Origin of the sequence: Blautia sp. MCC270 (assembly GCF_018785605.1) — a bacterium.
Taxonomy (GTDB): domain Bacteria; phylum Bacillota; class Clostridia; order Lachnospirales; family Lachnospiraceae; genus Blautia_A; species Blautia_A fusiformis.
On sequence record NZ_WQQD01000003.1, the window covers coordinates 1 to 23,739 of the forward strand.

Annotated in this window: 19 protein-coding genes, 7 tRNA genes and 1 riboswitch; of the genes, 22 read left to right on the forward strand and 4 right to left on the reverse strand. The window is 46.2% G+C overall.

The window, feature by feature from the left end:
• Positions 1-122: 122 nt before the first annotated feature.
• Positions 123-1,844 (reverse strand): ABC transporter ATP-binding protein, encoded by a 1,722-nt coding sequence (locus GPK58_RS00695; protein ID WP_215638050.1) that lies wholly within the window; start codon positions 1,842-1,844, stop codon positions 123-125.
• A 437-nt stretch (positions 1,845-2,281) separates the two neighbouring features.
• Between GPK58_RS00695 and GPK58_RS00700 the strand changes: the two genes are divergently transcribed.
• A complete protein-coding gene (locus GPK58_RS00700) occupies positions 2,282-4,534 on the forward strand; it encodes a PTS transporter subunit IIABC (protein WP_215638051.1) in 2,253 nt (750 codons plus the stop codon).
• 239 nt (positions 4,535-4,773) lie between these two features.
• Positions 4,774-5,601, forward strand: coding sequence for a PRD domain-containing protein (locus tag GPK58_RS00705; protein ID WP_215638078.1), 828 nt, complete (start codon positions 4,774-4,776; stop codon positions 5,599-5,601).
• 28 nt (positions 5,602-5,629) lie between these two features.
• Here the strand turns inward: GPK58_RS00705 and GPK58_RS00710 are convergent, their stop codons facing one another.
• Positions 5,630-6,508, reverse strand: coding sequence for a LysR family transcriptional regulator (locus tag GPK58_RS00710; RefSeq protein WP_129974591.1), 879 nt, complete (start codon positions 6,506-6,508; stop codon positions 5,630-5,632).
• Between the two features lie 166 nt (positions 6,509-6,674).
• On the opposite strand from GPK58_RS00710, the gene GPK58_RS00715 reads away from it, so the two are divergent.
• Positions 6,675-7,322 (forward strand): YoaK family protein, encoded by a 648-nt coding sequence (locus GPK58_RS00715; protein WP_173736935.1) that lies wholly within the window; start codon positions 6,675-6,677, stop codon positions 7,320-7,322.
• A gap of 15 nt (positions 7,323-7,337) precedes the next feature.
• Complete coding sequence (locus GPK58_RS00720) at positions 7,338-8,093, forward strand: DUF4866 domain-containing protein (protein ID WP_215638052.1); 756 nt, start codon at positions 7,338-7,340, stop codon at positions 8,091-8,093.
• Positions 8,094-8,188: 95 nt separating this feature from the next.
• Here the strand turns inward: GPK58_RS00720 and GPK58_RS00725 are convergent, their stop codons facing one another.
• Positions 8,189-9,517, reverse strand: coding sequence for a threonine/serine ThrE exporter family protein (locus GPK58_RS00725; protein ID WP_215638053.1), 1,329 nt, complete (start codon positions 9,515-9,517; stop codon positions 8,189-8,191).
• A gap of 329 nt (positions 9,518-9,846) precedes the next feature.
• Here GPK58_RS00725 and pckA point away from each other — a divergent pair, with 329 nt between their 5' ends.
• The 11 genes from pckA to GPK58_RS00780 all read left to right on the forward strand — a co-directional run bounded on the left by pckA (position 9,847) and on the right by GPK58_RS00780 (position 21,885).
• The gene (gene pckA / locus GPK58_RS00730; protein WP_015526024.1) at positions 9,847-11,451 is read left to right on the forward strand and encodes a phosphoenolpyruvate carboxykinase (ATP); all 1,605 of its coding nucleotides are present in this window, start codon (positions 9,847-9,849) and stop codon (positions 11,449-11,451) included.
• 296 nt (positions 11,452-11,747) lie between these two features.
• Positions 11,748-11,928, forward strand: a riboswitch (NiCo riboswitch).
• A gap of 200 nt (positions 11,929-12,128) precedes the next feature.
• Entirely contained in the window at positions 12,129-13,058 is a 930-nt protein-coding gene (locus GPK58_RS00735) for a cation diffusion facilitator family transporter (RefSeq protein WP_059086782.1), read from the forward strand.
• A 305-nt stretch (positions 13,059-13,363) separates the two neighbouring features.
• A complete protein-coding gene (locus GPK58_RS00740) occupies positions 13,364-13,567 on the forward strand; it encodes a hypothetical protein (protein ID WP_215638054.1) in 204 nt (67 codons plus the stop codon).
• A 112-nt stretch (positions 13,568-13,679) separates the two neighbouring features.
• Positions 13,680-14,012 (forward strand): rhodanese-like domain-containing protein, encoded by a 333-nt coding sequence (locus tag GPK58_RS00745; RefSeq protein WP_215638055.1) that lies wholly within the window; start codon positions 13,680-13,682, stop codon positions 14,010-14,012.
• A gap of 126 nt (positions 14,013-14,138) precedes the next feature.
• Positions 14,139-14,681, forward strand: a complete 543-nt coding sequence (gene yfcE / locus GPK58_RS00750; RefSeq protein WP_022426532.1) for a phosphodiesterase — start codon at positions 14,139-14,141, stop codon at positions 14,679-14,681.
• The gene (locus GPK58_RS00755) at positions 14,678-15,835 is read left to right on the forward strand and encodes a THUMP domain-containing class I SAM-dependent RNA methyltransferase (protein ID WP_015526018.1); all 1,158 of its coding nucleotides are present in this window, start codon (positions 14,678-14,680) and stop codon (positions 15,833-15,835) included. The genes yfcE and GPK58_RS00755 overlap by 4 nt, the downstream gene beginning before the upstream one ends.
• Complete coding sequence (locus GPK58_RS00760; protein ID WP_059086785.1) at positions 15,832-16,416, forward strand: XTP/dITP diphosphatase; 585 nt, start codon at positions 15,832-15,834, stop codon at positions 16,414-16,416. Before GPK58_RS00755 ends, GPK58_RS00760 begins: the two co-directional genes overlap by 4 nt.
• Complete coding sequence (locus GPK58_RS00765) at positions 16,413-16,892, forward strand: metallophosphoesterase family protein (protein ID WP_021650292.1); 480 nt, start codon at positions 16,413-16,415, stop codon at positions 16,890-16,892. The genes GPK58_RS00760 and GPK58_RS00765 overlap by 4 nt, the downstream gene beginning before the upstream one ends.
• Before the next feature lie 237 nt (positions 16,893-17,129).
• Complete coding sequence (locus tag GPK58_RS00770; protein ID WP_118608104.1) at positions 17,130-17,711, forward strand: hypothetical protein; 582 nt, start codon at positions 17,130-17,132, stop codon at positions 17,709-17,711.
• Positions 17,708-19,339, forward strand: coding sequence for a GH3 family domain-containing protein (locus tag GPK58_RS00775; RefSeq protein ID WP_114002198.1), 1,632 nt, complete (start codon positions 17,708-17,710; stop codon positions 19,337-19,339). Before GPK58_RS00770 ends, GPK58_RS00775 begins: the two co-directional genes overlap by 4 nt.
• Before the next feature lie 2 nt (positions 19,340-19,341).
• On the forward strand, positions 19,342-21,885 hold the full coding sequence (locus GPK58_RS00780; RefSeq protein ID WP_114002197.1) for a histidine kinase N-terminal 7TM domain-containing diguanylate cyclase/phosphohydrolase: 2,544 nt from the start codon (positions 19,342-19,344) through the stop codon (positions 21,883-21,885).
• A 68-nt stretch (positions 21,886-21,953) separates the two neighbouring features.
• Here GPK58_RS00780 and GPK58_RS00785 read toward each other — a convergent pair whose 3' ends face one another.
• Positions 21,954-22,727, reverse strand: coding sequence for a hypothetical protein (locus tag GPK58_RS00785; RefSeq protein WP_015526012.1), 774 nt, complete (start codon positions 22,725-22,727; stop codon positions 21,954-21,956).
• Between the two features lie 256 nt (positions 22,728-22,983).
• Here GPK58_RS00785 and GPK58_RS00790 point away from each other — a divergent pair.
• The 7 genes from GPK58_RS00790 (at position 22,984) to GPK58_RS00820 (ending at position 23,640) form a co-directional block, all read left to right on the forward strand.
• A tRNA-Pro gene (locus GPK58_RS00790) sits at positions 22,984-23,058 on the forward strand.
• Positions 23,059-23,085: 27 nt separating this feature from the next.
• Positions 23,086-23,156, forward strand: a tRNA-Gly gene (locus GPK58_RS00795).
• Positions 23,157-23,174: 18 nt separating this feature from the next.
• Positions 23,175-23,248, forward strand: a tRNA-Arg gene (locus GPK58_RS00800).
• Positions 23,249-23,253: 5 nt separating this feature from the next.
• Positions 23,254-23,327 (forward strand) — tRNA-His (locus GPK58_RS00805).
• 10 nt (positions 23,328-23,337) lie between these two features.
• Positions 23,338-23,409: transfer RNA gene (locus tag GPK58_RS00810), tRNA-Gln, on the forward strand.
• 11 nt (positions 23,410-23,420) lie between these two features.
• Positions 23,421-23,493: transfer RNA gene (locus GPK58_RS00815), tRNA-Lys, on the forward strand.
• A 67-nt stretch (positions 23,494-23,560) separates the two neighbouring features.
• Positions 23,561-23,640, forward strand: a tRNA-Leu gene (locus GPK58_RS00820).
• The last annotated feature ends 99 nt before the right edge of the window (positions 23,641-23,739 follow it).

The window sequence follows — 23,739 nt, forward strand, 5'->3', positions numbered from 1 at the left end:
AAAAAAGATTGCAATGTATAATTCTTTTTTACCATACATTGCAATCTTTTGGAATACTATGTTCTAACTAAATGGCATTGTCTTCGGGCTTCGCAACTCTGAGATGACCCTCCCTCGTATATTTACATATTGTAATACGTAGCATACAATCCATTCTTCTCAAGCAGCTCAGCATGTGTACCGCGTTCAGCGATACCCTCCTCTGTGATCACAATGATCTCATCCGCATCACGAATCGTAGAAAGCCGGTGCGCGATCGTAATGGTAGTACGATTTTTTGAAAGCTCCTCCAGACTCTTCTGGATCCAACGTTCGCTTTCGTTATCCAGAGCGCTGGTGGCCTCATCCAGGATCAGGATCGGAGGATTCTTAAGGAATACACGTGCAATGGAGATCCGCTGCTTCTGTCCGCCGGAAAGGCGTGTGCCACGTTCTCCGACATAAGTGTCGTATTTATCCGGAAGCTCCATGATAAAGTCATGGATACTCGCACATTTGGCGGCTTTGATGATCTCTTCATCGGAAGCTCCGGGCTTTCCGTAGGCAATATTATCCTTGATGGTTCCATCAAAAAGATAGACATCCTGCTGTACCATACCGATCTGGCTTCGAAGGCTCTTAAGAGTCAGCCCGCGGATATCCTTTCCGTCTACAGTAATGGAACCGCCGGTCACATCATAAAATCTGGGCAGGAGAGAGCAGATCGTGGTTTTTCCGCTTCCGGAAGGTCCCACCAGGGCAATGGATTTTCCTGCCGGGATATCAATAGAGATATCGGAAAGCACAGGAGTTTCATCATCGCTGTAATGAAAAGAAACATGGTCGTAACGCACATGTCCTTTCACGTCCGTAAGCTCCGCAGCGTTGTCTGCATCCCTGATCTCGGATTCTGTTTCCATTACATCCAGGAAACGGCGGAAACCGGAAAGACCCTTCTGCATCATTTCCACAAGTTCCACCAGGATCTGGATGGGGCTGATAAAGATTCCGATATACAGGGCATACATGGCAAGATCTGCAGTCTGCATTTCACCCTGAGCGATCAGATAGCCGCCGTAAACAAGAGTTACCAGGTACATCATGCCCTGGAAGAAAAGATTGGAACTCATGAAGCTTCCCATGCAGTGATAATTATCTCTTTTGGAAACAAGGAACGCTTCATTGCTTTTCTTAAATTTGGCACGTTCGATGTCCTCGTTTGCGAAGGACTGTACTACGCGGATTCCGGAAAGCGTATCCTGAAGACTGGCATTTACATCTCCGATCTTACGACGGTTTTCCATGAAGGTTTCCTGCATTTTTGCATTCTGGCGGAAGGAAAACACAAACATCACGATCACCAGGAGGATCAGCGGCAGTGCAAGCTTCTTGTTGATAAAGAACAGGAAGATAAAAGCACCGACGATCTTTACCAGAGAGATAAAAAGATTCTCAGGACCATGATGTGCAAACTCGGAAATGTCAAAAAGGTCACTGACCAGCTTGCTCATCATCTGACCGGAATTATTCCTGCTGTAATAGGAAAAAGACAGCTCCTGGTAATGGTCAAAAAGCTCCCGGCGCATATCACGTTCCATCTTTGCACCCATCATATGTCCCTGATAGGTTACATAATATTTGCAAAGACTCTGCACAATGTACATAACAAAAAGAGAAGCTGCAATCACAGGGAGGGCATGAAGAATAATATCCTTATCCTGTGTAAAGAGAGTTTTTGTCATAGTACGAAGAATCTGGGGATAAGCAAGATCTACCAGACTGATAACGGCTGCACAGATCAGGTCAATAAAAAAGACCGCTTTGTACGGGCCGTAGTAGTGGATGAATTTCTTGATGGTATTCATCGGAAAAGTACCTCCGTTTTTATGAAATGTATAGTGTGGTCTGGGCAAAAAACATTGCTGCCGGACATTCTATGTTCATCTTATCATAAGTAAGAATAAAGTCAAGATAAGTGAATTTCCGGTCTGTTTCGTTTCTGCATACTTTCTGAGAATAGAAGCTATATGGCTGCTGTTCACAGGGAATATTCCACGAGGGATTGCTGGCAACGGAGCGGATAGTGATATGAGGAGATATATTTTTGGGAAAAAATCAAATTACTCCTTGACACAGAAGAACAAAACCCGTATAGTGTATTTCAGATTTGGCGTGTAACTGATAAGCAGGCATTAACCAGTCATAAATGTTATTATTTGACGTTTATGGGGGTTGGTGTCTTTTTTTGTTGCCCACTTAAAAGACTCCCGCTCCAAAACGTCGAAAGAAAAGGAGAGAAAACATGAAAGACAAGATTTTCGGAGTTTTGCAGCGAGTGGGACGTTCCTTTATGCTTCCCATAGCAATCCTTCCTGTGGCAGGCCTGCTTCTTGGATTCGGCAGTTCCTTCACAAATGAAACAACCATTGCAACCTACGGACTTCAGAAGATTCTGGGAGACGGAACGATTTTACATGCACTCCTGATCATTATGAACAAAGTCGGAAGCGCGGTATTTGATAACCTGCCGCTGATCTTTGCAGTAGGTGTGGCCATCGGTATGGCAAAAAAAGAGAAAGAGGTGGCAGCTCTTTCTGCACTGATCGCTTACTTCGTTATGAATGTAGCCATCAATGGTATGCTGGTAGTAAATGGTAAGATCACAGCAGACGGACAGATCGCAAAAAGCGTTCTGGAAGGTACTGTAACCTCTGTCTGCGGCATCCAGTCCTTACAGATGGGTGTGTTTGGCGGTATCATCGTCGGCCTTGGTGTTGCGGCTTTGCACAACCGTTTTCATAAGATCGTGCTTCCAAACGCACTTTCCTTCTTCGGTGGTTCCAGATTTGTGCCCATCATTTCCACCATTGTATATATGTTTGTGGGAATCCTGATGTATTTCGTATGGCCGGCAGTCCAGAACGGTATTTATGCTCTGGGCGGTCTTGTAACAGGCAGCGGCTATATCGGAACTCTGATCTTCGGTATTATCAAACGTGCGCTGATCCCCTTCGGACTTCATCACGTATTTTATATGCCATTCTGGCAGACAGCCGTTGGCGGGACTATGGAGGTTGCAGGCCAGATGGTACAGGGCGGACAGAACATCTTTTTCGCCCAGCTTGCAGATTCCGCAAATGTAGCGCATTTCAGCGCAGATGCAACAAGATATTTTTCCGGAGAGTTCATTTTCATGATCTTCGGTCTTCCGGGAGCAGCTCTTGCCATGTACCGCTGTGCAAAGCCTGAGAAGAAAAAAGCAGCAGGCGGACTTCTTCTTTCCGCAGCCCTTGCATGTATGCTTACAGGAATCACAGAGCCACTGGAGTTCTCTTTCCTGTTTGTAGCTCCTGCATTGTTTGCGGTACAGGTTGTTCTTGCAGGCGCGGCTTATATGATCGCACATATGCTGAACATTGCAGTAGGACTTACCTTTTCCGGCGGTTTCCTTGATCTGTTCCTGTTCGGGATCCTTCAGGGAAATGCAAAGACAAGCTGGCTCAGGATTATCCCGGTAGGTATCATTTACTTTATTCTCTATTATGTGATCTTCACCTTCCTGATCAAAAAGTTCAACTTCAAGACTCCGGGACGTGAGGATGACGACACAGAAACAAAGCTTTATACAAAAGCAGATGTAAACGCGAGAAAAGAAGCCGGAAAAGCCGGTGAAGCAGCAGGAAGTACATCTGCAGACCCGGTAAGTGAAGCCATCACAGCCGGCCTTGGCGGAAAGAAAAACATCAGTGATGTGGATTGCTGTGCAACAAGACTCCGTATCACCGTCCATGATGCAGCAAGAGTCAACGACGACATTCTGAAAACAACAGGCTCCAGAGGAATCGTGAAAAAAGGCCAGGGCGTGCAGATCATCTACGGCCCGCAGGTAACTGTGATCAAATCCAAGCTGGAGGATTATCTGGAGACAGCGCCGAATGAATATTTTGAAGGTGCAAATGAGAAAGAAACAGACAATGCGGAAAATCAGGCTCAGTCTGATACAGAGCGTACAGCAGAAAGTACAGGTGAGGCTGTTCAGAACACAGCTCCGACATCCGAAGCCAGCACGCAGCCGGAGAAAAAGGTTCTCAGAACAGCGATTGTCTACAGCCCGGTAACCGGTATCGCTGCAGACCTTTCCACAGCGCCGGATGAAGGCTTTGCGGAAGGAATGATGGGAGAGGGTGTTGTAGTCACACCGAAGGACCCGGTGATCTGTGCTCCGGAAGACGGCGAGGTAGAGTTTATTTTTGACACAAAGCATGCCATCGGATTCCAGACAGATACAGATCTTCCTATGCTCCTCCATATCGGCATTGACACTGTAAAGCTGGAAGGAAAAGGCTTCGAGATTCTGGTAGAGCAGGGACAGCATGTAAAAAAAGGCGAGCCGTTGATGAAGATTGACATCCCGTATCTTACAGAAAACGCTCCGTCCTTATGTTCTCCGATCCTTTGCACAGAGATCGAGGATAATCAGAGAGTACGCCTTCTTGCCAATGGAGAGATCAAGGCAGGAGAGCCGCTGTTCGCAGTAGAGACTGTGGAAGAATAGGAAATTTTTCAGCAATAATATAGAGGATTGGTTTTGTGAAAAGCGCGCCTAATGCCCGGGCGCGCTTTTCTTGTGGCAAAGAAAATAACTGTCTATCAGAAGGGCTTTACACAAAAGAAAGATTCTGTTACGATAAAGAAAATCGACAGCTGCAGACAAAAATGTTGACTGAAAATCCGGGGCAGACAGTGGTGGAATGTGGAAAAGCAGCAGGATATATAAAAATGGTGGGGAAAAAGATGTACAGAGTGAGCAAGGTATTGAACAATAACGGCATCATTGCCATAAATATGGAAGAAAACCAGGAATATGTACTTCTGGGAAAAGGTGTGGGATTTGGAAAGAAGGTCAGCCAGCGTTTTGAGGCTCCGGCAGACTGTACCATTTACAGGCTGGCTCAGGAGACAGAACGTGGCTCAGCAAAAGAACTGGCAAAGAGCGTAGCACCGGAATTTCTGGAGATCGCAGATGAGATATTGAGAGAAGCTGAGAAGACCTTTGGGAATACCATAGACAGAAGGATCCTGTTTCCCCTTGCCGATCATATTTCCTTTGCTGTGGGACGTATCCGGAATCATGAGCAGATCAGCAATCCTCTGACTGAGGATATCAAGGTGCTTTTTTACAGCGAATTCAAGGTGGCGGAGGTATTGAAGAAGATCCTGAAGGAGCGGATGGATATTGAGATCGACGAGCATGAGGTGGGATATGTGGCACTTCATATTCACTCAGCACTTGGAGATGAAAAGGTGTCTGTTGCCATGCAGACAGCAAGAACGGTACGGGAATGTATCGCCATGATCGAGATGGCCACAGGAAGAAAGATCGATGTGATCTCCCTGTCCTACAACCGTATGATGAACCATATCAAATATATGGTAGCCCGTGTCTCCACAGGGGAGACACTGAAGCTGGATATGAATGAATATATAGAAGAAAAATATCCGGAATCCTACAGGATCGCAGAGGATGTCTGCGAGAGCCTGGGCAAAAGCCTTGGGAAAAAGCTGGACCCTATCGAGATCGGTTATCTTGCCATGCATATTGAGCGGACAGTAGAGCAATAAATATAAATGGCTGATCCGCCTCAGGGATTTACACAATAAATTCAATAGCTTTTTTGACAGCAGTACTCATGGCAGTACTGCTGTTTGTGACTAAGCAGACCTCTCTCTGAGGGAGCGGTTCCTTAAGCTGAAGGGCAAAAATCTTCCCGTCATTGATCACTTCCCGGGCAAGGGGCTCGGGGTAAAAGCCGATTCCCAGATTGTGGACGATCATGGGAAGGACCTGGTCTGTAGTTGCTGCCTCGATGTCAGGATGAAAAGAAACACGGTTTTCCATAAAGTAATTCATATACATTTCTCTGGTGCTGGTCCCTTCCGCAAGACCTACAAAGGGCAGATCCTGAAGCTCATGGATGCTGATAGGGGCAGTAGCCAGATCCTTATATTTGCTTCCGCATGCAAGGATCTCCCGGTAACGCAGGAGACTTTTTTTCTGTAAAGGCTTGCGGATGGAGATCGGAGTGGTGACAATAGCGAAATCCACCGCATAATTTTTCAGTGCCTGTACTGCCTGAGGAGTAGAATGGTTAAAGAGGCGCAGGCGAACATGGGGATATTGCTCGCGGAACAGCTCCAGCTTTTCCAGAAGGATCAGACGCAGGGCATTTTCGCTGGCGCCGATGGAAACCAGACCATGCTCCAGCTCTCCGTTCTGGCGGATTTCCTCCTCGCCGATGGACAGCTGCTCAAAAGCCAGGGCAACGTGTTCATAAAGCTGGCGGCCTTCCGGTGTAAGTGCGATTCCCTTGTTGGAGCGGAGAAAGAGCGTACATTTCAGCTCCTGCTCCAGGTTGTTCATGCAGCGGGTGATATTTGGCTGGTTGTTGTGAAGAGCTCTTGCTGCCTTGGTAAAGCTCTTATACTGGGCTACATAATAAAAGATCCGGTAGTAGTCGTAAGTGATCATGTATTGTCTCCATCCTGTGATATGATTTTAATATGTTTACGATATTAATAATACTTTTTACATTTGCTTCTGAGCAAACTATAATACACCCGAGGAAAAAAATCAATGACAGGAGTGATTTAGAGTGGTTTCAGGAGGCAGAAAGCTGCAGAGCGCAGACCGGCAGATGTCAGAAGCTTTTATCACAAGTGTATTTCTGGCAATGTCCGGCGGATTTCAGGATGCCTACACATACTTTACAAGAGATGAGGTGTTTTCCAACGCCCAGACAGGCAACGTGGTTCTGATGAGCCAAAATTTTATGACAGGACAGTGGGGAGAGGGCTTAAGGTACCTGTTCCCTGTTTTAGCCTTTGCCATTGGTGTTGTAGCGGCGGAGAGGATCCAGAGTACCTTTAAATATGCAAAAAAACTTCACTGGAGGCAGATGATCCTGCTGATCGAGATCCTGATCCTTTTTGTTGTGGGATTTATGCCGGGAGAATTGGATATGCTGGCAACCGTACTGGTATCCTTTTCCTGCGCTATGCAGGTACAGACCTTCCGGAAGGTGGGCGGTTATTCCTATGCAAGCACCATGTGCATCGGAAATTTACGAAGCGGCACGGCGGCGTTGTCCGTGTATTGTCGTGAAAAACGTCCGGAACAGCTGAAGCAGGCTCTTTATTATTTCGGGATAATTTTCTTTTTTGCCATTGGAGCCGGTGGCGGAGGAAATCTGTCCATGAGGCTGGGGATCCCGGCAATCTGGGTATCGGATGTTTTGCTTCTGCTCAGCTTTATTCTGATGTTTTCCAGTAAACATAGAGATTAGAAAGGGTGAGGAATTGTGGAAAACAGCACATTATTCCCAAGAGAGGAAAAGGCGGAGTTTTTATTTGAAAAGATCCTGAAGGATCCGGAGGCGTGCAGACGGCTGACGGAGACCTTCTATGAATCCATGGATGCGGATACAGACATAGAATGCGGATATCTTCCTCCGGAAAAATTCGCCTATGCATTGCTGGACGCATATAAAAACCGTGATCTGACAGCTCTCCTTATGGCGATCTGCCAGAACAGTATGTTTGATCTTCTGCGAAATTCTTTTCTGGCACCGTTCAGGTTCAATGCAGATGGACAGGAGAATCCGGTGTTTCTCACAGATGAAAACGGAAATTTTCTGCGGGAAAAGGGAATTCATGTAAGTGACAGGGATTACGACCGGTTCCGCAGGATATACAGGGAGAAGCAGGGCGTAAAGATGTATCTGGCGTATGGCTACCGGAAGCGCCATGCCTATGATGAAGATACCATGGAAGTAGAAGAGTACAAAATGGGCGAACATATCGGTGTGCTGCTGGTGTATGAGCTTCCGGACAGCGTAAGGGAAAAGGAAACGGAGGCACAGGCCTATGCGGCTGTATGGGATATCATGATGGCAATTCAGAAGAAGCTTCCAAGAGCTTTTGTGTATTATGGGCAGGATTCTGTGGAGGATGGTGGCAAACGTTATGACGGACTGGGCGTTTTTCTCCCCATCCATAAATTTGCGGACCGCCTGGAAAAAATGATCGGGATCGCGGATGAGATCGTAATGAAATAGAATGTACAAAAAAGGACTGCTTTTGTATTGCTCCGGTTATCAGAAGGATAGCTGATGACCGGAAACTATAGAAAGCAGTCCTTTTTGTATGCCCGTCAGGTGCAGTAGCGGAACATTTTGTCCGTAAGGATCCTGGCGAAAATAAGGCCCAGGGGAAGAGCAACGATGATCAGGATCGCAGCTGCAAACCAGGAGGCGGAAACATTCAGGGACATGATCCCCAGATTGTAGATCGCCCGGTAGAGATAAAGTCCGGGAACCATGATCACAATGGATGGTACGGTAATGGAAATCCTGGGATATCCCACTTTTGTTTTGAGGAGGGAGGCCAGAAGTCCGGCTGTCAGTGCTCCGAAAAAAGCCGCGGCAGCAGGTGGGAAACCGGCAAGATCAACAAGCTCCAGACGTAAAGTGTTGGACAGTGCGCCGATGAAGGCGGCAGCTGCGGCTAGACGGACAGGGCTGTTGAACATGACCGAAAAGCCGAATACCCCGCAGAAGCTTGCCAGAAGCCGGAACAGGATCCTCTGAGCTGCCGAAAGCTCCAGAGGCAGGAAATCCACAGGTTTCAGATGAAGAAGCAGTGCCATTAGCCAGGCAGAGACAGCAGCCACCATTACAACAATAATGGCGTAGGCCAGTCGTTCCAGACCGGAACGCATATCCAGCTTGGCAAGGTCGATCCCACTTGTGATAAACGGAAAGCCCGGAATGATAAACAGCATGGAACAGATGTATCCGGCCTCATGCTGGACGGAAATGTGGAACAGAAGCTCTGCCAGCTTCAGGAAGCCTGCATATACAAGACAGGCTGAGGAAACAGAAACTGCAATGCACATAAACAGAGTAAAATGATGCTTGCCAAGCTTGCAGCGGATGGCGTTTCCGATGCCTGCGCCTGCAAAAGCCAGGATCATTTCCAGCGGGCCACCGCCCAGAAGAAAAGTAAATGCACCACAGGCCAGTGCAGAAGCCAGTCCCAGGGCGGCAGGGGAATAAAGCCCGTGGATCCGCTCGATCTCATCTAACTGACTGTGCAGTGCTTCGCCGCTCATATGGATACCCTCCGCAGGAAAATCACTGACAAAATGTTCCAGCCTGTTCAGTCTGGAAGTATTTACGCCGGTGGTAGTCAGACTAAGTGCATGGGAAAAACTGCTCTCACCGTCAAAGCAGGTGTAGCTTATAGACATCAGTCCGATATCTGCGGAACAGGTGATACCAAGTGCTTCTGACAATGTATTCATGGAACTCCGTACCCGCCAGGCACCGGTCCCACAGGAGAGAAGCATCATGCCTGTACGGCCGATCAGGGAAGCTTTTTCGGAAAGAGAAGCTTCGGTGATGGGCTGGCTGTTCCTGGTACTTACGTAGTTGTGCCAGGGGATTTCCATATGATTACGTTTGATTAGAATATCTGACATAGAAATCACTTCTTTCTATATATTAAAATCATATAGTTGCTATTATAAATATATATAATAACTATAATCAGATATATTGTAGCCATTATTCTGAAAAAGTCAAGTGTAGATGAAATAGAATCTGACAGTACTAAAACGTCACTGTTAAAGATTTATCATTTTTTTGCGGAAAATGAATTTTTTTGGTTGCTTTTACGTACAATTTATGTATAATTGTGGGTAAGGAAATAGGAATGCCCAATAATTCCATTCCTGTGGCAGGATGACGAAAACCTGCAATAGTAGGTGGCTATCATAATTACTATTAAAGAAGAGAGGTAAATGTTAAGATGGCAAAAATCGATTTAACAAAGTATGGTATTACCGGAACAACTGAGATCGTGTACAATCCTTCCTACGAGACATTATTTGAGGAAGAGACCAAACCGGAGCTTGAAGGATTTGAGAAGGGTCAGGTCAGTGAGCTTGGTGCTGTCAATGTAATGACAGGTATCTACACAGGACGTTCCCCTAAAGACAAATACATCGTTATGGATGAGAACTCCAAGGACACAGTTTGGTGGACATCCGATGAGTACAAGAACGATAACCATCCGGCAACTCAGGAAGCATGGAATGCAGTTAAAGATCTTGCCAAGAAGGAGCTTTCCAACAAGAAACTTTTCGTAGTAGATGCATTCTGCGGAGCTAACAAAGACACACGTATGGCTATCCGTTTCATCGTTGAGGTTGCATGGCAGGCACACTTCGTAACAAACATGTTCATTCAGCCGACAGCTGAGGAGCTTGAGAACTTTGAACCGGATTTCGTTGTTTACAACGCATCCAAGGCTAAAGTTGAGAACTACAAAGAATTAGGACTTAACTCTGAGACAGCTGTAATGTTCAACATTACAAGCCGTGAGCAGGTTATCGTTAATACATGGTACGGCGGAGAGATGAAGAAAGGTATGTTCTCCATGATGAACTACTATCTGCCGCTGAAGGGCATCGCTTCCATGCACTGCTCTGCAAACACAGACCTTAACGGAGAGAACACAGCAATCTTCTTCGGTCTTTCCGGAACAGGTAAGACAACACTTTCCACAGATCCTAAGCGTCTTCTGATCGGTGATGACGAGCATGGCTGGGATGACAACGGAGTATTCAACTTCGAGGGTGGATGCTACGCTAAGGTTATCAACCTTGACAAAGAGTCTGAGCCGGACATCTACAATGCGATCAAGAGAAACGCTCTTCTTGAGAACGTAACACTTGATGCTGAGGGCAAGATCGACTTCGCTGACAAGAGCGTAACAGAGAACACACGTGTTTCCTACCCGATCAACCACATCGAGAACATTGTTCGCCCTGTATCTTCTGCACCGGCAGCGAAAGAGGTTATCTTCCTGTCCGCAGATGCATTCGGCGTACTTCCTCCAGTATCTATCCTGACACCGGAGCAGACACAGTACTACTTCCTTTCCGGATTCACAGCTAAACTTGCTGGTACAGAGCGTGGAATCACAGAGCCTACTCCTACATTCTCCGCATGCTTCGGACAGGCATTCCTTGAGCTTCATCCGACAAAATATGCTGAGGAGCTCGTTAAGAGAATGGAGAAGAGCGGTGCGAAAGCATACCTCGTTAACACAGGATGGAATGGAACTGGAAAACGTATCTCCATCAAAGATACTCGTGGTATCATCGATGCTATCCTTGACGGATCTATCCTTAAAGCTCCGACAAAGAAGATTCCATTCTTCAACTTCGAGGTTCCGACAGAGCTTCCGGGCGTAGATCCTGCAATCCTTGACCCACGTGACACATATGCAGATGCTGCAGAGTGGGAGACAAAGGCTAAAGATCTTGCTGCAAGATTCGTTAAGAACTTTGCTAAATATGAAGGAAATGCAGCTGGTAAAGCACTCGTTGCAGCCGGCCCGCAGGCATAATCAGTCATTCCAACTGAATACAGATCGTAGACTTAACCGGGAGCGGATTTATCCGCTCCCGGTTTTTTGACAAACAACTGAGGATTTATTATTTGATATAGAACTGTGCAGTGCGAAGCATGTTTCCAGACATGGAATAAACAGAAAGTTGAAGATATCTACCTGTAAAATAAAAAACTTTGGCTTGACTAACAGAGGGCACATGGTGTATCCTTTCTGAGAAGTTAAGCGGGAGACCCGTAAGACTGCAAAAATTCTCTTTGCACTGCATTACATTCGAACAGGATGCGAGATCAACAGTACAAACTGAGCAGGCGATGCTTTTCGGAATCGAAAATATTTATCGAAGGCATGGGGCCGGGCCGCAGGAAGCGGCAGCGGATATGGATTTAAACGTAATTGCAAAGAACCTGCATTCACGGAATATGAGGTGAAGCAGAATGTGACTTTGCTTTCAGACATATCTGCGGGACAGTGTATGTTTCGCAGGTATGTCTTTTTTACTGCAAAATATGGATGGAACAGAAGGTAGAAGCTGGGATATCCCTATACAGAAAAGAAAGAACACCGGCGGAAAATCGCACTGCAGCGAGTAGTGAAGGAACCGCCGGTTTTTTCACGGAAAATGTTGTGCCATAAGAAGAACCTGATCATATATTTAAAAGGAGATTCTGTTTATGGAACACACAGAAAACAAAACAATTATACATGATACAGAAAAAACAGCTTCATGGGAACAGCAGACAGCAATGAAGGTATCCGGGATCAGTATTCTGGTAAACCTTTTATTATCTGTATTTAAACTGATCGCAGGTATTGTGGCACATTCAGGAGCGATGATCTCGGATGCCATTCATTCTGCATCAGATGTGGGAAGCACCTTCATCGTAATCATCGGTGTTCGTCTTTCTACAAAGAAATCAGACAAAGAGCACCAGTACGGACATGAAAGAATGGAGTGTGTTTCTTCCATTGTCCTTGCAGGAATGCTGCTTGTCACTGGCCTCGGGATTGGAATTACCGGTGCTCGTGATATCGTAAAAAGCACATCCGGTGGAACCATTGCCATTCCGGGAACACTTGCACTGATTGCAGCAGTGGTATCCATTGTGGTAAAAGAGTGGATGTTCTGGTATACAAGAGGTGCTGCAAAGAAGATCAATTCAGGAGCCCTGATGGCAGATGCATGGCACCATCGTTCAGATGCACTTTCCTCTATCGGAGCTTTTGTCGGTATTTTAGGAGCAAGACTGGGATACCCGATCCTGGATCCGATCGCCAGTATCGTGATCTGCGTTATGATCGCCAAGGCATCGATCGACATTTTCAGGGATGCCATTGACAAGATGGTAGATCATTCCTGTGATGCAAAAACTGAGGAATCCATGAAGAGAGAGATACTCAAGGTACCGGGCGTCAGAAGAGTAGACCTTCTTAAAACCCGTCTTTTCGGATCCAAGATGTATGTGGATATCGAGATCGCAGCAGATGGAAATATTTCCCTTTTTGATGCACATGATATTGCGGAAAATGTACATCATACGATCGAGAATAAATTCAAAGATGTAAAGCACTGTATGGTGCATGTAAATCCGATCAACGGATAAAAAACAAGCTGCCGGAGCGACTGTGATCGTCATCCGGCGGCTTGTTTTTTGTATAGAGAAACACCCGGTAGGGGAGCTACCGGGTGTTTCGAGGGGAGTATAAATAATTAAATAAGGGGTTATGTAAAAAAAATTTTTGAAGGGTAAATTCTTTTTACAAGAATGATTATAATATAAACTGGAAAAAAAAGCAATATGATTTTGGCGAATAATCTCCAAACTTTTTGGGATACTATTTCCTGTAATAAAAAGCGGCAGAAAGCTTGGGAAAGCCGTAAAATCAACTTCATCAGGAGGTAATTCAAATGGCGAAAAATTACGAAACAGACAGAAATGAGTCTAATTATGCAGGAAAAAATCACGGGGAAAGTGCTTCCAGAAACTGCGGAAAAAACAGCTCTAAGAACAGTTCGGGAAATTCTTCCAGAAACAGTTCCAAAAGCAGCTACGGAAACAAAATTTCCGATGAATATGATTCTGAGAAGGACAGAGGCTTTGACAGATATTAAAGGATAAGAAAAGCGGGAAAAGTCAGAGATGGCTTTTCCCGCTTAAATACATATAAGGGAACATTCACCCGGAAGCTTCCATATAATATACCAAAAAGAGGAGATTTTTTCCATGTTTCAGATCGAAACTATCTCTGCAAAAATGCTGGATTATTATGTGGAGCGCAGCGACGCTGTTATCATAGATCTCCGGGATCCTGCCGCCTACAGAAAGGGACATGTCCGGAACGCGGTAAATATTCCATACAGAGAGCTGGAGGAATATCTTGAGAAAAAACAGGATCAGAAATATCGTTTTCCCAAAGATAAGCTGCTGATATTTTACTGCGACCGCGGCGGCGCCAGCATGCAGGCTGCCCGGAGCCTGGCAAGACAGGGCTGTCGTACCAGGTCCGTGATTGGTGGATTTGCAGCCTACAGAGGGAGAAATCTTGTGCGCGGATAAAAAAAGCGGACAATATCAAATCAGATTGCGAATGCATATCTGTAACAAATCTTGTATTTTAAAGGAAATCATGATAATGTAAAGAACAGAGATAAAAACCAACACAAATTACAAGGAGAAAAGATTATGAAATATATGTTTGCGTCCGATGTACATGGTTCGGCATATTACTGCCGGAAAATGCTGGAAGCATATGACAAGGAGAAGGCGGAGAGACTGGTGCTTCTGGGAGATCTGCTTTATCACGGACCAAGAAATGACCTTCCGAAGGAATACGCACCAAAGGAAGTCATCCGCCTTTTAAATGAGAGAAAAAACCAGATCTATGCAGTACGCGGAAACTGTGAGGCAGAGGTGGATCAGATGGTCCTGGACTTCCCGGTTATGGCAGATTACTGTATCCTTGCCATCGAAGGAAAAACGATGTACGCCACACACGGTCATATCTATAATAAGGATAATCTTCCGCCGATGATGGACGGAGACATTCTGATCCACGGCCATACACATGTGCTGAAGGCAGAAAATATGGGGAATTATATCCTTCTGAACCCAGGTTCCGTATCCATTCCAAAGGAAGGTAACCCGCCGACCTATGCAATTCTTGAGAACGGAATTTTTACCATTAAAGATTTTGAAGGAAATACAGTACGGGAGATCACTTTATGAATCTGTGGGAATTAACGGCGCCCTGTCATTTTGGAACAGAGGCGGTGCTGAAGCGTGAAATACTGGATCTTGGCTATGAAGTGACCAGGGTGGAAGACGGAAGAGTAACCTTTGAGGCTGATGCCCAGGGTGTGGCAGACGCCAATCTGTTCCTTCGTACCACAGAACGTGTGCTTCTGAAAATAGGCGAAGTAAAGGCCGAGACTTTTGATGAGCTTTTTGAAAAGACCAAGGCTCTCCCATGGGAGAATTACATACCGAAAAACGGTAAATTCTGGGTAGCCAAGGCAAACTCCATCAAAAGTAAGCTTTTCAGTCCATCTGATATCCAGTCCATTATGAAAAAAGCCATTGTAGAGCGTCTCAAAGGCATCTACGGGATTTCCTGGTTTCCGGAAGACGGTCCGGAATTTCCTATCCGTGTGGCCTTTATGAAAGACGTAGCTCTGATCGGAATCGACACTTCAGGAGTATCCCTCCATAAGAGAGGGTATCGCCAGATGACTGTCAAGGCACCTATCACCGAGACGCTTGCCAGTGCTCTTTTGATGCTCACTCCCTGGAAAAAGGACCGTATTCTTGTCGATCCGTTCTGCGGAAGCGGCACCTTTCCTATTGAGGCGGCAATGATGGCAGCGGATATGGCGCCGGGACTGAACCGTCATTTTCTGGCCGAGAGCTGGGAGCATCTGATCCCGAAGGAATGCTGGGAGGATGCAAGAGAAGAAGCCAGAGAACGTGTAAATCTTGATATTGAAACCGATATCCAGGGCTTTGATATCGATGCAGCTGCCATCAAGGCAGCACGCGCCAACGCAAAAATGGCAGGAGTGGACAGACTGATCCATTTCCAGCAGCGCCCGGTCAGTGAACTCCGCCATTCCAAACCCTTTGGTTTTATCGTGACAAATCCGCCATATGGTGAGCGGATCGAAGAAAAATCCAATCTCCCTGCACTGTACCGTGAGATCGGTGAAAGCTATAAGGGGCTGGATCGCTGGTCCATGTATCTGATCACTGCCTATGACAAGGCAGAGAATGACATCGGCCGAAAGGCAGATAAAAACCGTAAGATCTATAACGGAATGATGAAAACCTACTATTACCAGTTTCTTGGACCACGTCCGCCGAAGAAAGGAAGTATTAAAGAATGAAAAAGATCATTTTTGCTACCGGAAATGAGGATAAAATGAAGGAGATCCGAAAGATACTTGCGGATCCTTCTCTGGAGATCCTTTCCCTGAAGGATGCCGGGATCCATGCGGATATTGATGAAAATGGAAAAAGCTTTGAAGAAAATGCCATGATCAAGGCAGAAGCAATCAGTAAAATGACCGGCGAGATCGTTCTGGCAGATGATTCCGGTCTGGAGATCGACTATCTGAACAAAGAGCCGGGAATCTATTCCGCACGCTATATGGGTGAGGATACTTCTTATCATATTAAAAACGCAAACCTGATCCAGCGTCTGGAAGGTGTACCTGATGAGAAACGTACTGCACGTTTTGTATGTGCTATTGCGGCAGCTTTCCCGGATGGCAGAAGAAAGACAGTCCGTGCTGCCATGGAAGGCCGCATCGGCTACGAGGAAAAAGGGGAGAATGGCTTTGGCTATGACCCGATCTTTTATCTTCCGGAATATGGTTGTACTTCCGCAGAGCTTTCCATGGAAGAAAAGAACAGGATCAGCCATCGTGGAAAAGCTCTTTGCCTTATAAAGGAAGAGCTTGTATGAAGGTGCTGATCGTAAGCGATACTCACGGAAGAGATGAAAACCTGGAGATCGCGATAAATCGGGAGGCTCCTTTTGACATGCTGGTACATTGCGGAGATGTGGAAGGCAGAGAATTTTATATCGAAGCCCTTGCAGAATGTCCCTGCAGTATTGTGTCCGGAAATAATGATTTTTTCTCGGATCTTCCGAGAGAAGATGTGATCGAGGTCGAGGGAAATAAGATTCTGGTAACTCACGGTCATTACTACGGTGTATCCATGGCCTTTGATCAGCTGGCAGAAGCTGCCCGCTCAAGGGGATGCAATGCGGCTTTTTTCGGACATATCCACGTACCGGTTGTTGAAAAGGAAGCAGGTGTGCTTCTGGTAAATCCCGGAAGTCTGGCTTATCCCAGACAACGGGGACGCCGTCCAAGCTATGCAGTAATGGAGACAGATGGAAAGGGCGAAATGCACGTAGAGATCCGTTACCTCTGATTCCGGCAGAAAAAACAAATAAACTGTCATAATTGATAAAATTTGTGCCAATATTCAGCATATATTAGTCAAAAACGATTGCGAAAGTCAGCTATGTGCTATATAATGAACAAGTAGTTTTTTTTAGTAATATAGAGCATTCTTTAGGGTACTGACCATGAATGGGTCTCGTTCCTGAGAATGCAGCAGAGCGGAATGAGAAGGTCCGCTTTACATAAATGAAGGGGGAAAATACGCATGACTGCGGTTATTATAGGGAGTATCGGCTTTTTATGCTGCTTCCTGTATGATCATAACAGTATCCGATTGAAAAAAAGCTTTCTTCATCCGTTTTTTAGCATAGGATGTTTCCTGATCGCAGTGTCAACAGGTCTGGTGATCCGGAGCTGCTGGCCGCGGCGGGGAAGTTCTTTTTTTATTTCTGCTGTTTTTCTGACAGCAGCGATCCTGTTTCTGGGACTGTTGATCTATACATTGTTTTTTGCGCTGCCCTTTGATGAGACATATGTCAAAGAAAATCATGAAAGGCTGGCCTATACAGAGGGTGTTTATGCACTCTGCCGACATCCTGGCGTTCTGTGGTTCGCCGGATTTTATTTTTGCCTGGCCGGATTTCTGGGATCCGGGAAGGCAATGGGGGCTTTTGGGGTCCTTATTGTGTGGAATATATTGTACATTTTTTACCAGGACAGGATCGTGTTTCCGGAAACATTCAGTAATTACGGAGCGTATCAGCAGACAACTCCCTTTCTGATCCCAGACCGAAACAGTACAGCTGCCTGCATAAAAACATGGCGAAAAGGGGGGAAAAGGCGGTGAGTCTTGGCGAAAAGCTTCGAAAACAGCAGTATGATGCTATCTGGAAAGAATATTGCGGATTTCTTGATCTGACAATGCAGGATTACATGAAGATCCAGAATCGTCTGATGGAAGAGCAGATCCAGCTCTGGTCAGACTGTGAACTGGGCAAAAGCATTCTGAAGGGCAGGAGACCGTCCGGGATCGACGAGTTCCGTCGGCTGGTACCTCTTACCACTTATGAGGATTATGCGGATATGCTCCTCCAGAAGAGAAGTGAAACTCTTCCGGGGAATCCGATCATCTGGATACAGACGACCTGGGAAGGCGGACGCCATCCGATAAAGGTAGCACCATACACAAGAAGTATGCTGGATACCTACAGGAACAATGTAGTTGCCTGCCTCATATTAGCTACAAGCCGTGAAAAGGGCAAATTTGATGTGGAGGAAACGGACAAGATCCTTTACGGACTGGCACCGTTGCCTTTTGCTACCGGCCTTTTTCCACTGGCGCTGAAAGAAGATATCGACATCCGTTTTCTTCCGGAAGTGGAAGATGCGGTAAATATGAGCTTTGGTGAGCGGAACAAAGAGGGCTTCAAGATGGCCATGAAACAGGACGTGGAATTTTTCTTCGGACTTGGAAGTGTGGCCTATGCAGTAAGCCAGAGCCTCACCGGAAGCGTATCATCAGGAAAAAGCAAAACCTCCTTTTCGGAACTTCTGCAGTATAAACCAAAGATGCTGAAAAGGATCCTGAATGCCAAAAAGATCTGTAAGAAGGAGAAACGGGAGCTTCTTCCGAAAGACCTTTTTCACCTGAAGGGATTTATGGTGGCAGGAACCGACAACCAGTGCTATAAGGATGATCTGGAGGAAATGTGGGGAGTTCGGCCCATGGAGCTTTTTGCAGGAACGGAACCTTCCATTATAGGAACCGAGACCTGGACCAGGAACGGAATGTACTTTTTCCCGGATACCTGCTTTTATGAATTTATCACCGAAAAGGATATGCTCCATAATTATGAGGATCCCACGTTCACTCCTCCGACCTATCTTATGGATGAGGTTGTTCCCGGGGAGAAATATGAGCTTGTGATCACTGTGTTGAAGGGCGGAGCCTTTGCCAGGTACCGTGTGGGAGATATGTATCGATGCGTGGGTCTTACCAACCAGGAGGATCGGACACAGATCCCAAGATTTGAGTACATAGACCGTGTTCCGTGGATCATTGATATCGCAGGCTTTACCAGGATTTCGGAAAATGGTATCAAAAGTGTGATCCAGCTGTCCGGGCAGCCGGTTACGGATTGGATCGCAGTGAAAGAATATAATGAGAAAAAACGCCCATATCTGCATCTTTATATAGAAGTAAAAAAAGAAGCGCTGATGTATCAGGCTATGAGCACGGATATTCTGAAAGAACTTCTGACCACGTATTTCAAATATATCGATCAGGATTACCGGGATCTGAAGAAAATCCTGGGAATGGATCCCCTTGTGGTGACCATCCTGCGCTGTGGTACCTTTCATCTGTATGAGTCCAGAAAAGGACGGAAACCACGGCATATGAGCACTCCTTATTATGAGGTGGCGGAACTTTTGAGACTGCAGGATGAAATCGGATTCGGGAATATGAGGAAGTAACTATGGAAAGCTATATATCATTTTCAATCATTTCAGTTTTTTTCTATACATTTATGATACTGACTCTTCTGGCTGGTAAGCGCAGCCGGATCATCAACAGTTTCATGTGTGTGCTGGGAGGAATGCTCTGCTGGACGTTGGGCTCTTTTCTGATGCGTATGGAGGCAGGACCCTCTTACATCCTGTGGTATTATGTGTCTCTGGCCGGAATCCTGTTTCTGCCATATTTTTACTATGTGTTCATCAGTGAATTCATGGGAGTGCGTATGGGCAGAAAAAGCAAGATCCCATTGCTTTTGATGCTGCTGCTTTTTGCAATCAACATCCCGGGCGGGATCATCCTGCGCTGGCCGGATCTGATCCGTAAAAACGGTGGTGCGCATTTTGTTTATAAGATCACACCCTGGTTCCTTCTGTTCTTTGTGGTGGCAGGAATCACCATTATTCAGATCTTTATCACCATGTACCGCGGATGCCGGAGACATCCCGGATACCGCAAACAGATCGAACCGATCCTTGTGGGGATACTGATCATTTTTGTGGGAAACCTTGCGCTGGCAGTGCCGGTATTTTCCGGATTCCCCATCGATATTGTCAGCGGTCTGATCAATGCTGTCCTGATGCTTTATGCACTGACCAGAAGACGGCTGTTCCAGATGCGCCGTCTTGCGTCAGATGGGGTTTGCTTTGGTGTGGGCGTGGTCCTGACGGTAGTACTGTTTATCAATCTTTCACCGTACCTGATGAGTTATATCCGAATGCTGCTCCCTGCAGCCAGTGAGTATCATGTGCTGATCTTTTCTTTCGTTTTTCTTATATCTGCATGGCTGGTCACAGTGCTGTGGAAATGTCTGATGAACAATGTTTTTATCAAAAAAGAGATCCAGCAGTCTCAGGAGCTGAAAGATTTTAGCCAGTCAGTATCCAGGACACTCCGGGTAGGAGAGATCCTGCGCAATACGGTAAATGTGTTGAAGGAAACTACCAATGCAGGACGGATCTATATTTGTCTGAGAGACAAAAAATCAGGGGAATATCAGGCTGTTTACAGCAACCGTCCGTTGAACGATCTGACCTTTTCACTGAAAGCGGATAATCCGGTGGTCACCTGGCTTACCAGAAATGAGGACTGTGTGGTGATCCGGGATTTTCGTTCTTCCACAGCCTACAAATCCATGTGGGAGTCGGAAAAACATATGTTTTCAGAGCTGGGTATCGAATACTGTGCAGGTCTTCGCCAGAATGATGATCTGGCCGGGATTATTGCGATTTCCGGTGACGGACACAGAAATCTGAACCATAATGATCTGGCCATGCTGTCTTCGGTCAGTTCGGTAGCTTCCATTGCCATCAAAAATGCCAGACTTTATGAGGCGGCATGGACTGAGGCAAGGACCGATGAACTGACGGGCCTTCTGAACCGGAAATATTTTTATGAGATCCTGGATGAGGAATACGAAAAAAATAAAGAGGGTTCGCTTGCACTGATCCTGTTCAATATTGATGATTTCAAGCTGTACAATCAGCTGTACGGAAATCAGCAGGGAGATGTTGCACTTCGAAAGGTGGCAGATATCATCCAGGCAAGTGTGGGAGAACAGGGATATGTGGCACGTCACAGTGCCAAGGAATTTGCGGTCCTGATGCCAAATTACGATATTTTTTCCGCCAGAAATCTGGCAGAATCCATACAGAAGCAGATCCTGCATATGCGCAACGATTCTGCAGACTACAAGCTGAAGATCCTTACGGTAAGCGTGGGGATCAGTGCGGCGCCTTATGCGGCACGCTCAGCAAAGGAGCTCTTGGATAATGCGGACCTGGCAGTATATCATGTAAAGCGCAGCGGTAAAAACGGCATCGAGATTTTTGACACCATGCTGAAGGAAAGCCTGGATGAAGAAAATGCGGGTAAGAAATCCGATCATGAACATATTTATCAGTCCTATGAATCCACGATCTATGCGCTGACTGCAGCCATTGATACCAAAGATCATTATACCTTCGGACATTCCAACAATGTGGCTTATTACGCAACAAGTCTTGCGAAGGCGCTGAACTATACAACGGAAATGGTGGAGATCATCCGTCAGGCGGCGCTTCTTCATGATGTTGGAAAGATCGGGATCCCGGAGCATATCCTGAACAAGGAAGGCAAGCTTACGGATGAAGAGTATGAGATCATGAAAGGTCATGTGGAGGCGTCCATCGGGATCATCCGTCACCTTCCGTCGCTGGATTATGTTATCCCTGCGGTTATCGGTCATCACGAACGTTATGACGGAAACGGCTATCCAAGGAGGATCGCGGGAGAAGATATCCCGGCATCTGCAAGGATCCTTTGCATCGCAGATTCCTTTGATGCCATGACATCCAAACGTTGTTATAAGGAACTGATGCCAGTGGAAAAAGCTCTTCGGATCATAAGAGAAGAGGAAGGAAAACAGTTCGATCCGGATATGGCGGAGGTATTTATCCACATATTTCGGGAAGGAAAGATCCATCTGGCAGAACCGGCGGAGCTGAAACGGGAAGAAAAAGCATAAAGAATATTAAGATTACGGGTCTGACAAGCTATGTCAGACCCGTTTTTGTGAAGAATATGAAGAAAGCTTTATTTATCATCTCCAGTAAGGCGAAGTACATCCCGGATCTCATCCACATTCATATCCAGGATCACGGCAAGCTCATCAATGGTGAATTTGGTGGCGTCATCATCGTCTGTGAGTTCTTTAACCGCAGCCTCCAGGTTTTCTACCTTGGATACCAGATAGTCGTCACGGAATTTCTGTTGTGTCTGTTCCTCAATGGCATGAAGGATCCCACTGCGGATACGACCACGCATCCAGGTGTCGTTTTTCTCCTGTGGGGCAGTTTCTTTGAGAGACGCCAGAAGGGCCAGATTTGCCTCCTGAATGAGATCGGCCAGGTGGATTTCCTCACAGTTCAGTTCAGCGGCCATCTGGGCTGCCTGAGCCATGTAGAACTGTGTCAGTGCACCTTCGGCAGCAGTGTCACCCTTTGCAAAGGCATGAAAGAGGGACGCAAGATCATCCGGATCAAGTCCTTCCGGGGAAAAGCTTTCCATATAGTCACTGAGATAAGCCTGTTCTTCGGCAGTAAGAGCAGCACGGGTACCCGGAAGCTCGTCCTTGTCGCTGGATTCGGATGAAACAGCATCTGCTCTGGCAGCGCCGGCAGCTTCATCGGCGCCTTCGATGGTGATCCCCTTTAATTTGAGATACTGCAGGATCTTTACAAGCTGTGAAGTGCTCAGATCCGATTCATCGAAATGATCACGGATCTGCTGCTGGGAGAGCTGCTTATTGTTTTCCTCAGCGATGGCACAGATGTCATTAAGCTTCTGCTGAAATAATTTTATATCCATGTAAAAACATCTCCTTATTATTTGCTTTTTTTCTTGACTTTAATTATGGTTTCATGATACCATAAGCCAGTCGCAAATGACAAGAAAACCTTTAAATAGGCGGAAAAAACGTGAAAAAAAGTTTTTTTAAAAAAATTCAAAAAAGGTGTTGACATTTGTAGATTGCTATAATATAATATCACTTGTCGTCAGGCAGGAAACGAAACACAAACGAAGACGACAACAACTTAATAAAAACCATAAGTAAATGGTACATCGGGGTGTGGCTCAGCTTGGCTAGAGCGCCTGGTTTGGGACCAGGAGGCCGCAGGTTCGAATCCTGTCACCCCGACTGCTGTAAACTTATTACCGCAAGCATGCGGGTGTAGTTCAATGGTAGAACACCAGCCTTCCAAGCTGGATACGTGGGTTCGATTCCCATCACCCGCTTCTCTGAGAAGAGAGCATGTGTCTGTAGCTCAGCTGGATAGAGCAACGGCCTTCTAAGCCGTGGGTCGGGGGTTCGAATCCCTTCAGGCACGTTGTGGTGGGTATAGCGCAGTTGGTTAGCGCGCCAGATTGTGGCTCTGGAGGCCCAGGGTTCGAATCCCTGTATCCACCCTTCGCCCATTGGGCTATCGCCAAGCGGTAAGGCACAGCACTTTGACTGCTGCATTCGCTGGTTCGAATCCAGCTAGCCCAGTCCTTTTTTATGGGGTATTAGCTCAGTCGGTAGAGCACTTGACTTTTAATCAAGTTGTCCGGGGTTCGAATCCCCGATGCCTCATTAGCGGAAAGCATTTGCTTTCCGTTATTTTTTTATCATCAGACAGGATGAAAATATAATTGAATATGCGGATATGGCGGAATTGGCAGACGCGCTGGTTTTAGGTACCAGTGGGCAACCGTGCAGGTTCAAGTCCTGTTATCCGCAGTGCTTAAGAGGCTTTCTATAAATCTGATTTATGGAAAGTCTTTTAATTTTTAGAATTATATTCACAGAAAAATGCCACATATGCATAATGATATGTGG

Bases quoted from the DNA above. Each gene is read 5' to 3' on its own strand.
- GPK58_RS00695 (WP_215638050.1), bottom strand. From the start codon at position 1,844: ATGAATACCATCAAGAAATTCATCCACTACTACGGCCCGTACAAAGCG.
- GPK58_RS00700 (WP_215638051.1), top strand. From the start codon at position 2,282: ATGAAAGACAAGATTTTCGGAGTTTTGCAGCGAGTGGGACGTTCCTTT.
- GPK58_RS00705 (WP_215638078.1), top strand. From the start codon at position 4,774: ATGTACAGAGTGAGCAAGGTATTGAACAATAACGGCATCATTGCCATA.
- GPK58_RS00710 (WP_129974591.1), bottom strand. From the start codon at position 6,508: ATGATCACTTACGACTACTACCGGATCTTTTATTATGTAGCCCAGTAT.
- GPK58_RS00715 (WP_173736935.1), top strand. From the start codon at position 6,675: ATGTCAGAAGCTTTTATCACAAGTGTATTTCTGGCAATGTCCGGCGGA.
- GPK58_RS00725 (WP_215638053.1), bottom strand. From the start codon at position 9,517: ATGTCAGATATTCTAATCAAACGTAATCATATGGAAATCCCCTGGCAC.
- pckA (WP_015526024.1), top strand. From the start codon at position 9,847: ATGGCAAAAATCGATTTAACAAAGTATGGTATTACCGGAACAACTGAG.
- GPK58_RS00735 (WP_059086782.1), top strand. From the start codon at position 12,129: ATGGAACACACAGAAAACAAAACAATTATACATGATACAGAAAAAACA.
- GPK58_RS00740 (WP_215638054.1), top strand. From the start codon at position 13,364: ATGGCGAAAAATTACGAAACAGACAGAAATGAGTCTAATTATGCAGGA.
- GPK58_RS00745 (WP_215638055.1), top strand. From the start codon at position 13,680: ATGTTTCAGATCGAAACTATCTCTGCAAAAATGCTGGATTATTATGTG.
- yfcE (WP_022426532.1), top strand. From the start codon at position 14,139: ATGAAATATATGTTTGCGTCCGATGTACATGGTTCGGCATATTACTGC.
- GPK58_RS00755 (WP_015526018.1), top strand. From the start codon at position 14,678: ATGAATCTGTGGGAATTAACGGCGCCCTGTCATTTTGGAACAGAGGCG.
- GPK58_RS00760 (WP_059086785.1), top strand. From the start codon at position 15,832: ATGAAAAAGATCATTTTTGCTACCGGAAATGAGGATAAAATGAAGGAG.
- GPK58_RS00765 (WP_021650292.1), top strand. From the start codon at position 16,413: ATGAAGGTGCTGATCGTAAGCGATACTCACGGAAGAGATGAAAACCTG.
- GPK58_RS00770 (WP_118608104.1), top strand. From the start codon at position 17,130: ATGACTGCGGTTATTATAGGGAGTATCGGCTTTTTATGCTGCTTCCTG.
- GPK58_RS00780 (WP_114002197.1), top strand. From the start codon at position 19,342: ATGGAAAGCTATATATCATTTTCAATCATTTCAGTTTTTTTCTATACA.
- GPK58_RS00785 (WP_015526012.1), bottom strand. From the start codon at position 22,727: ATGGATATAAAATTATTTCAGCAGAAGCTTAATGACATCTGTGCCATC.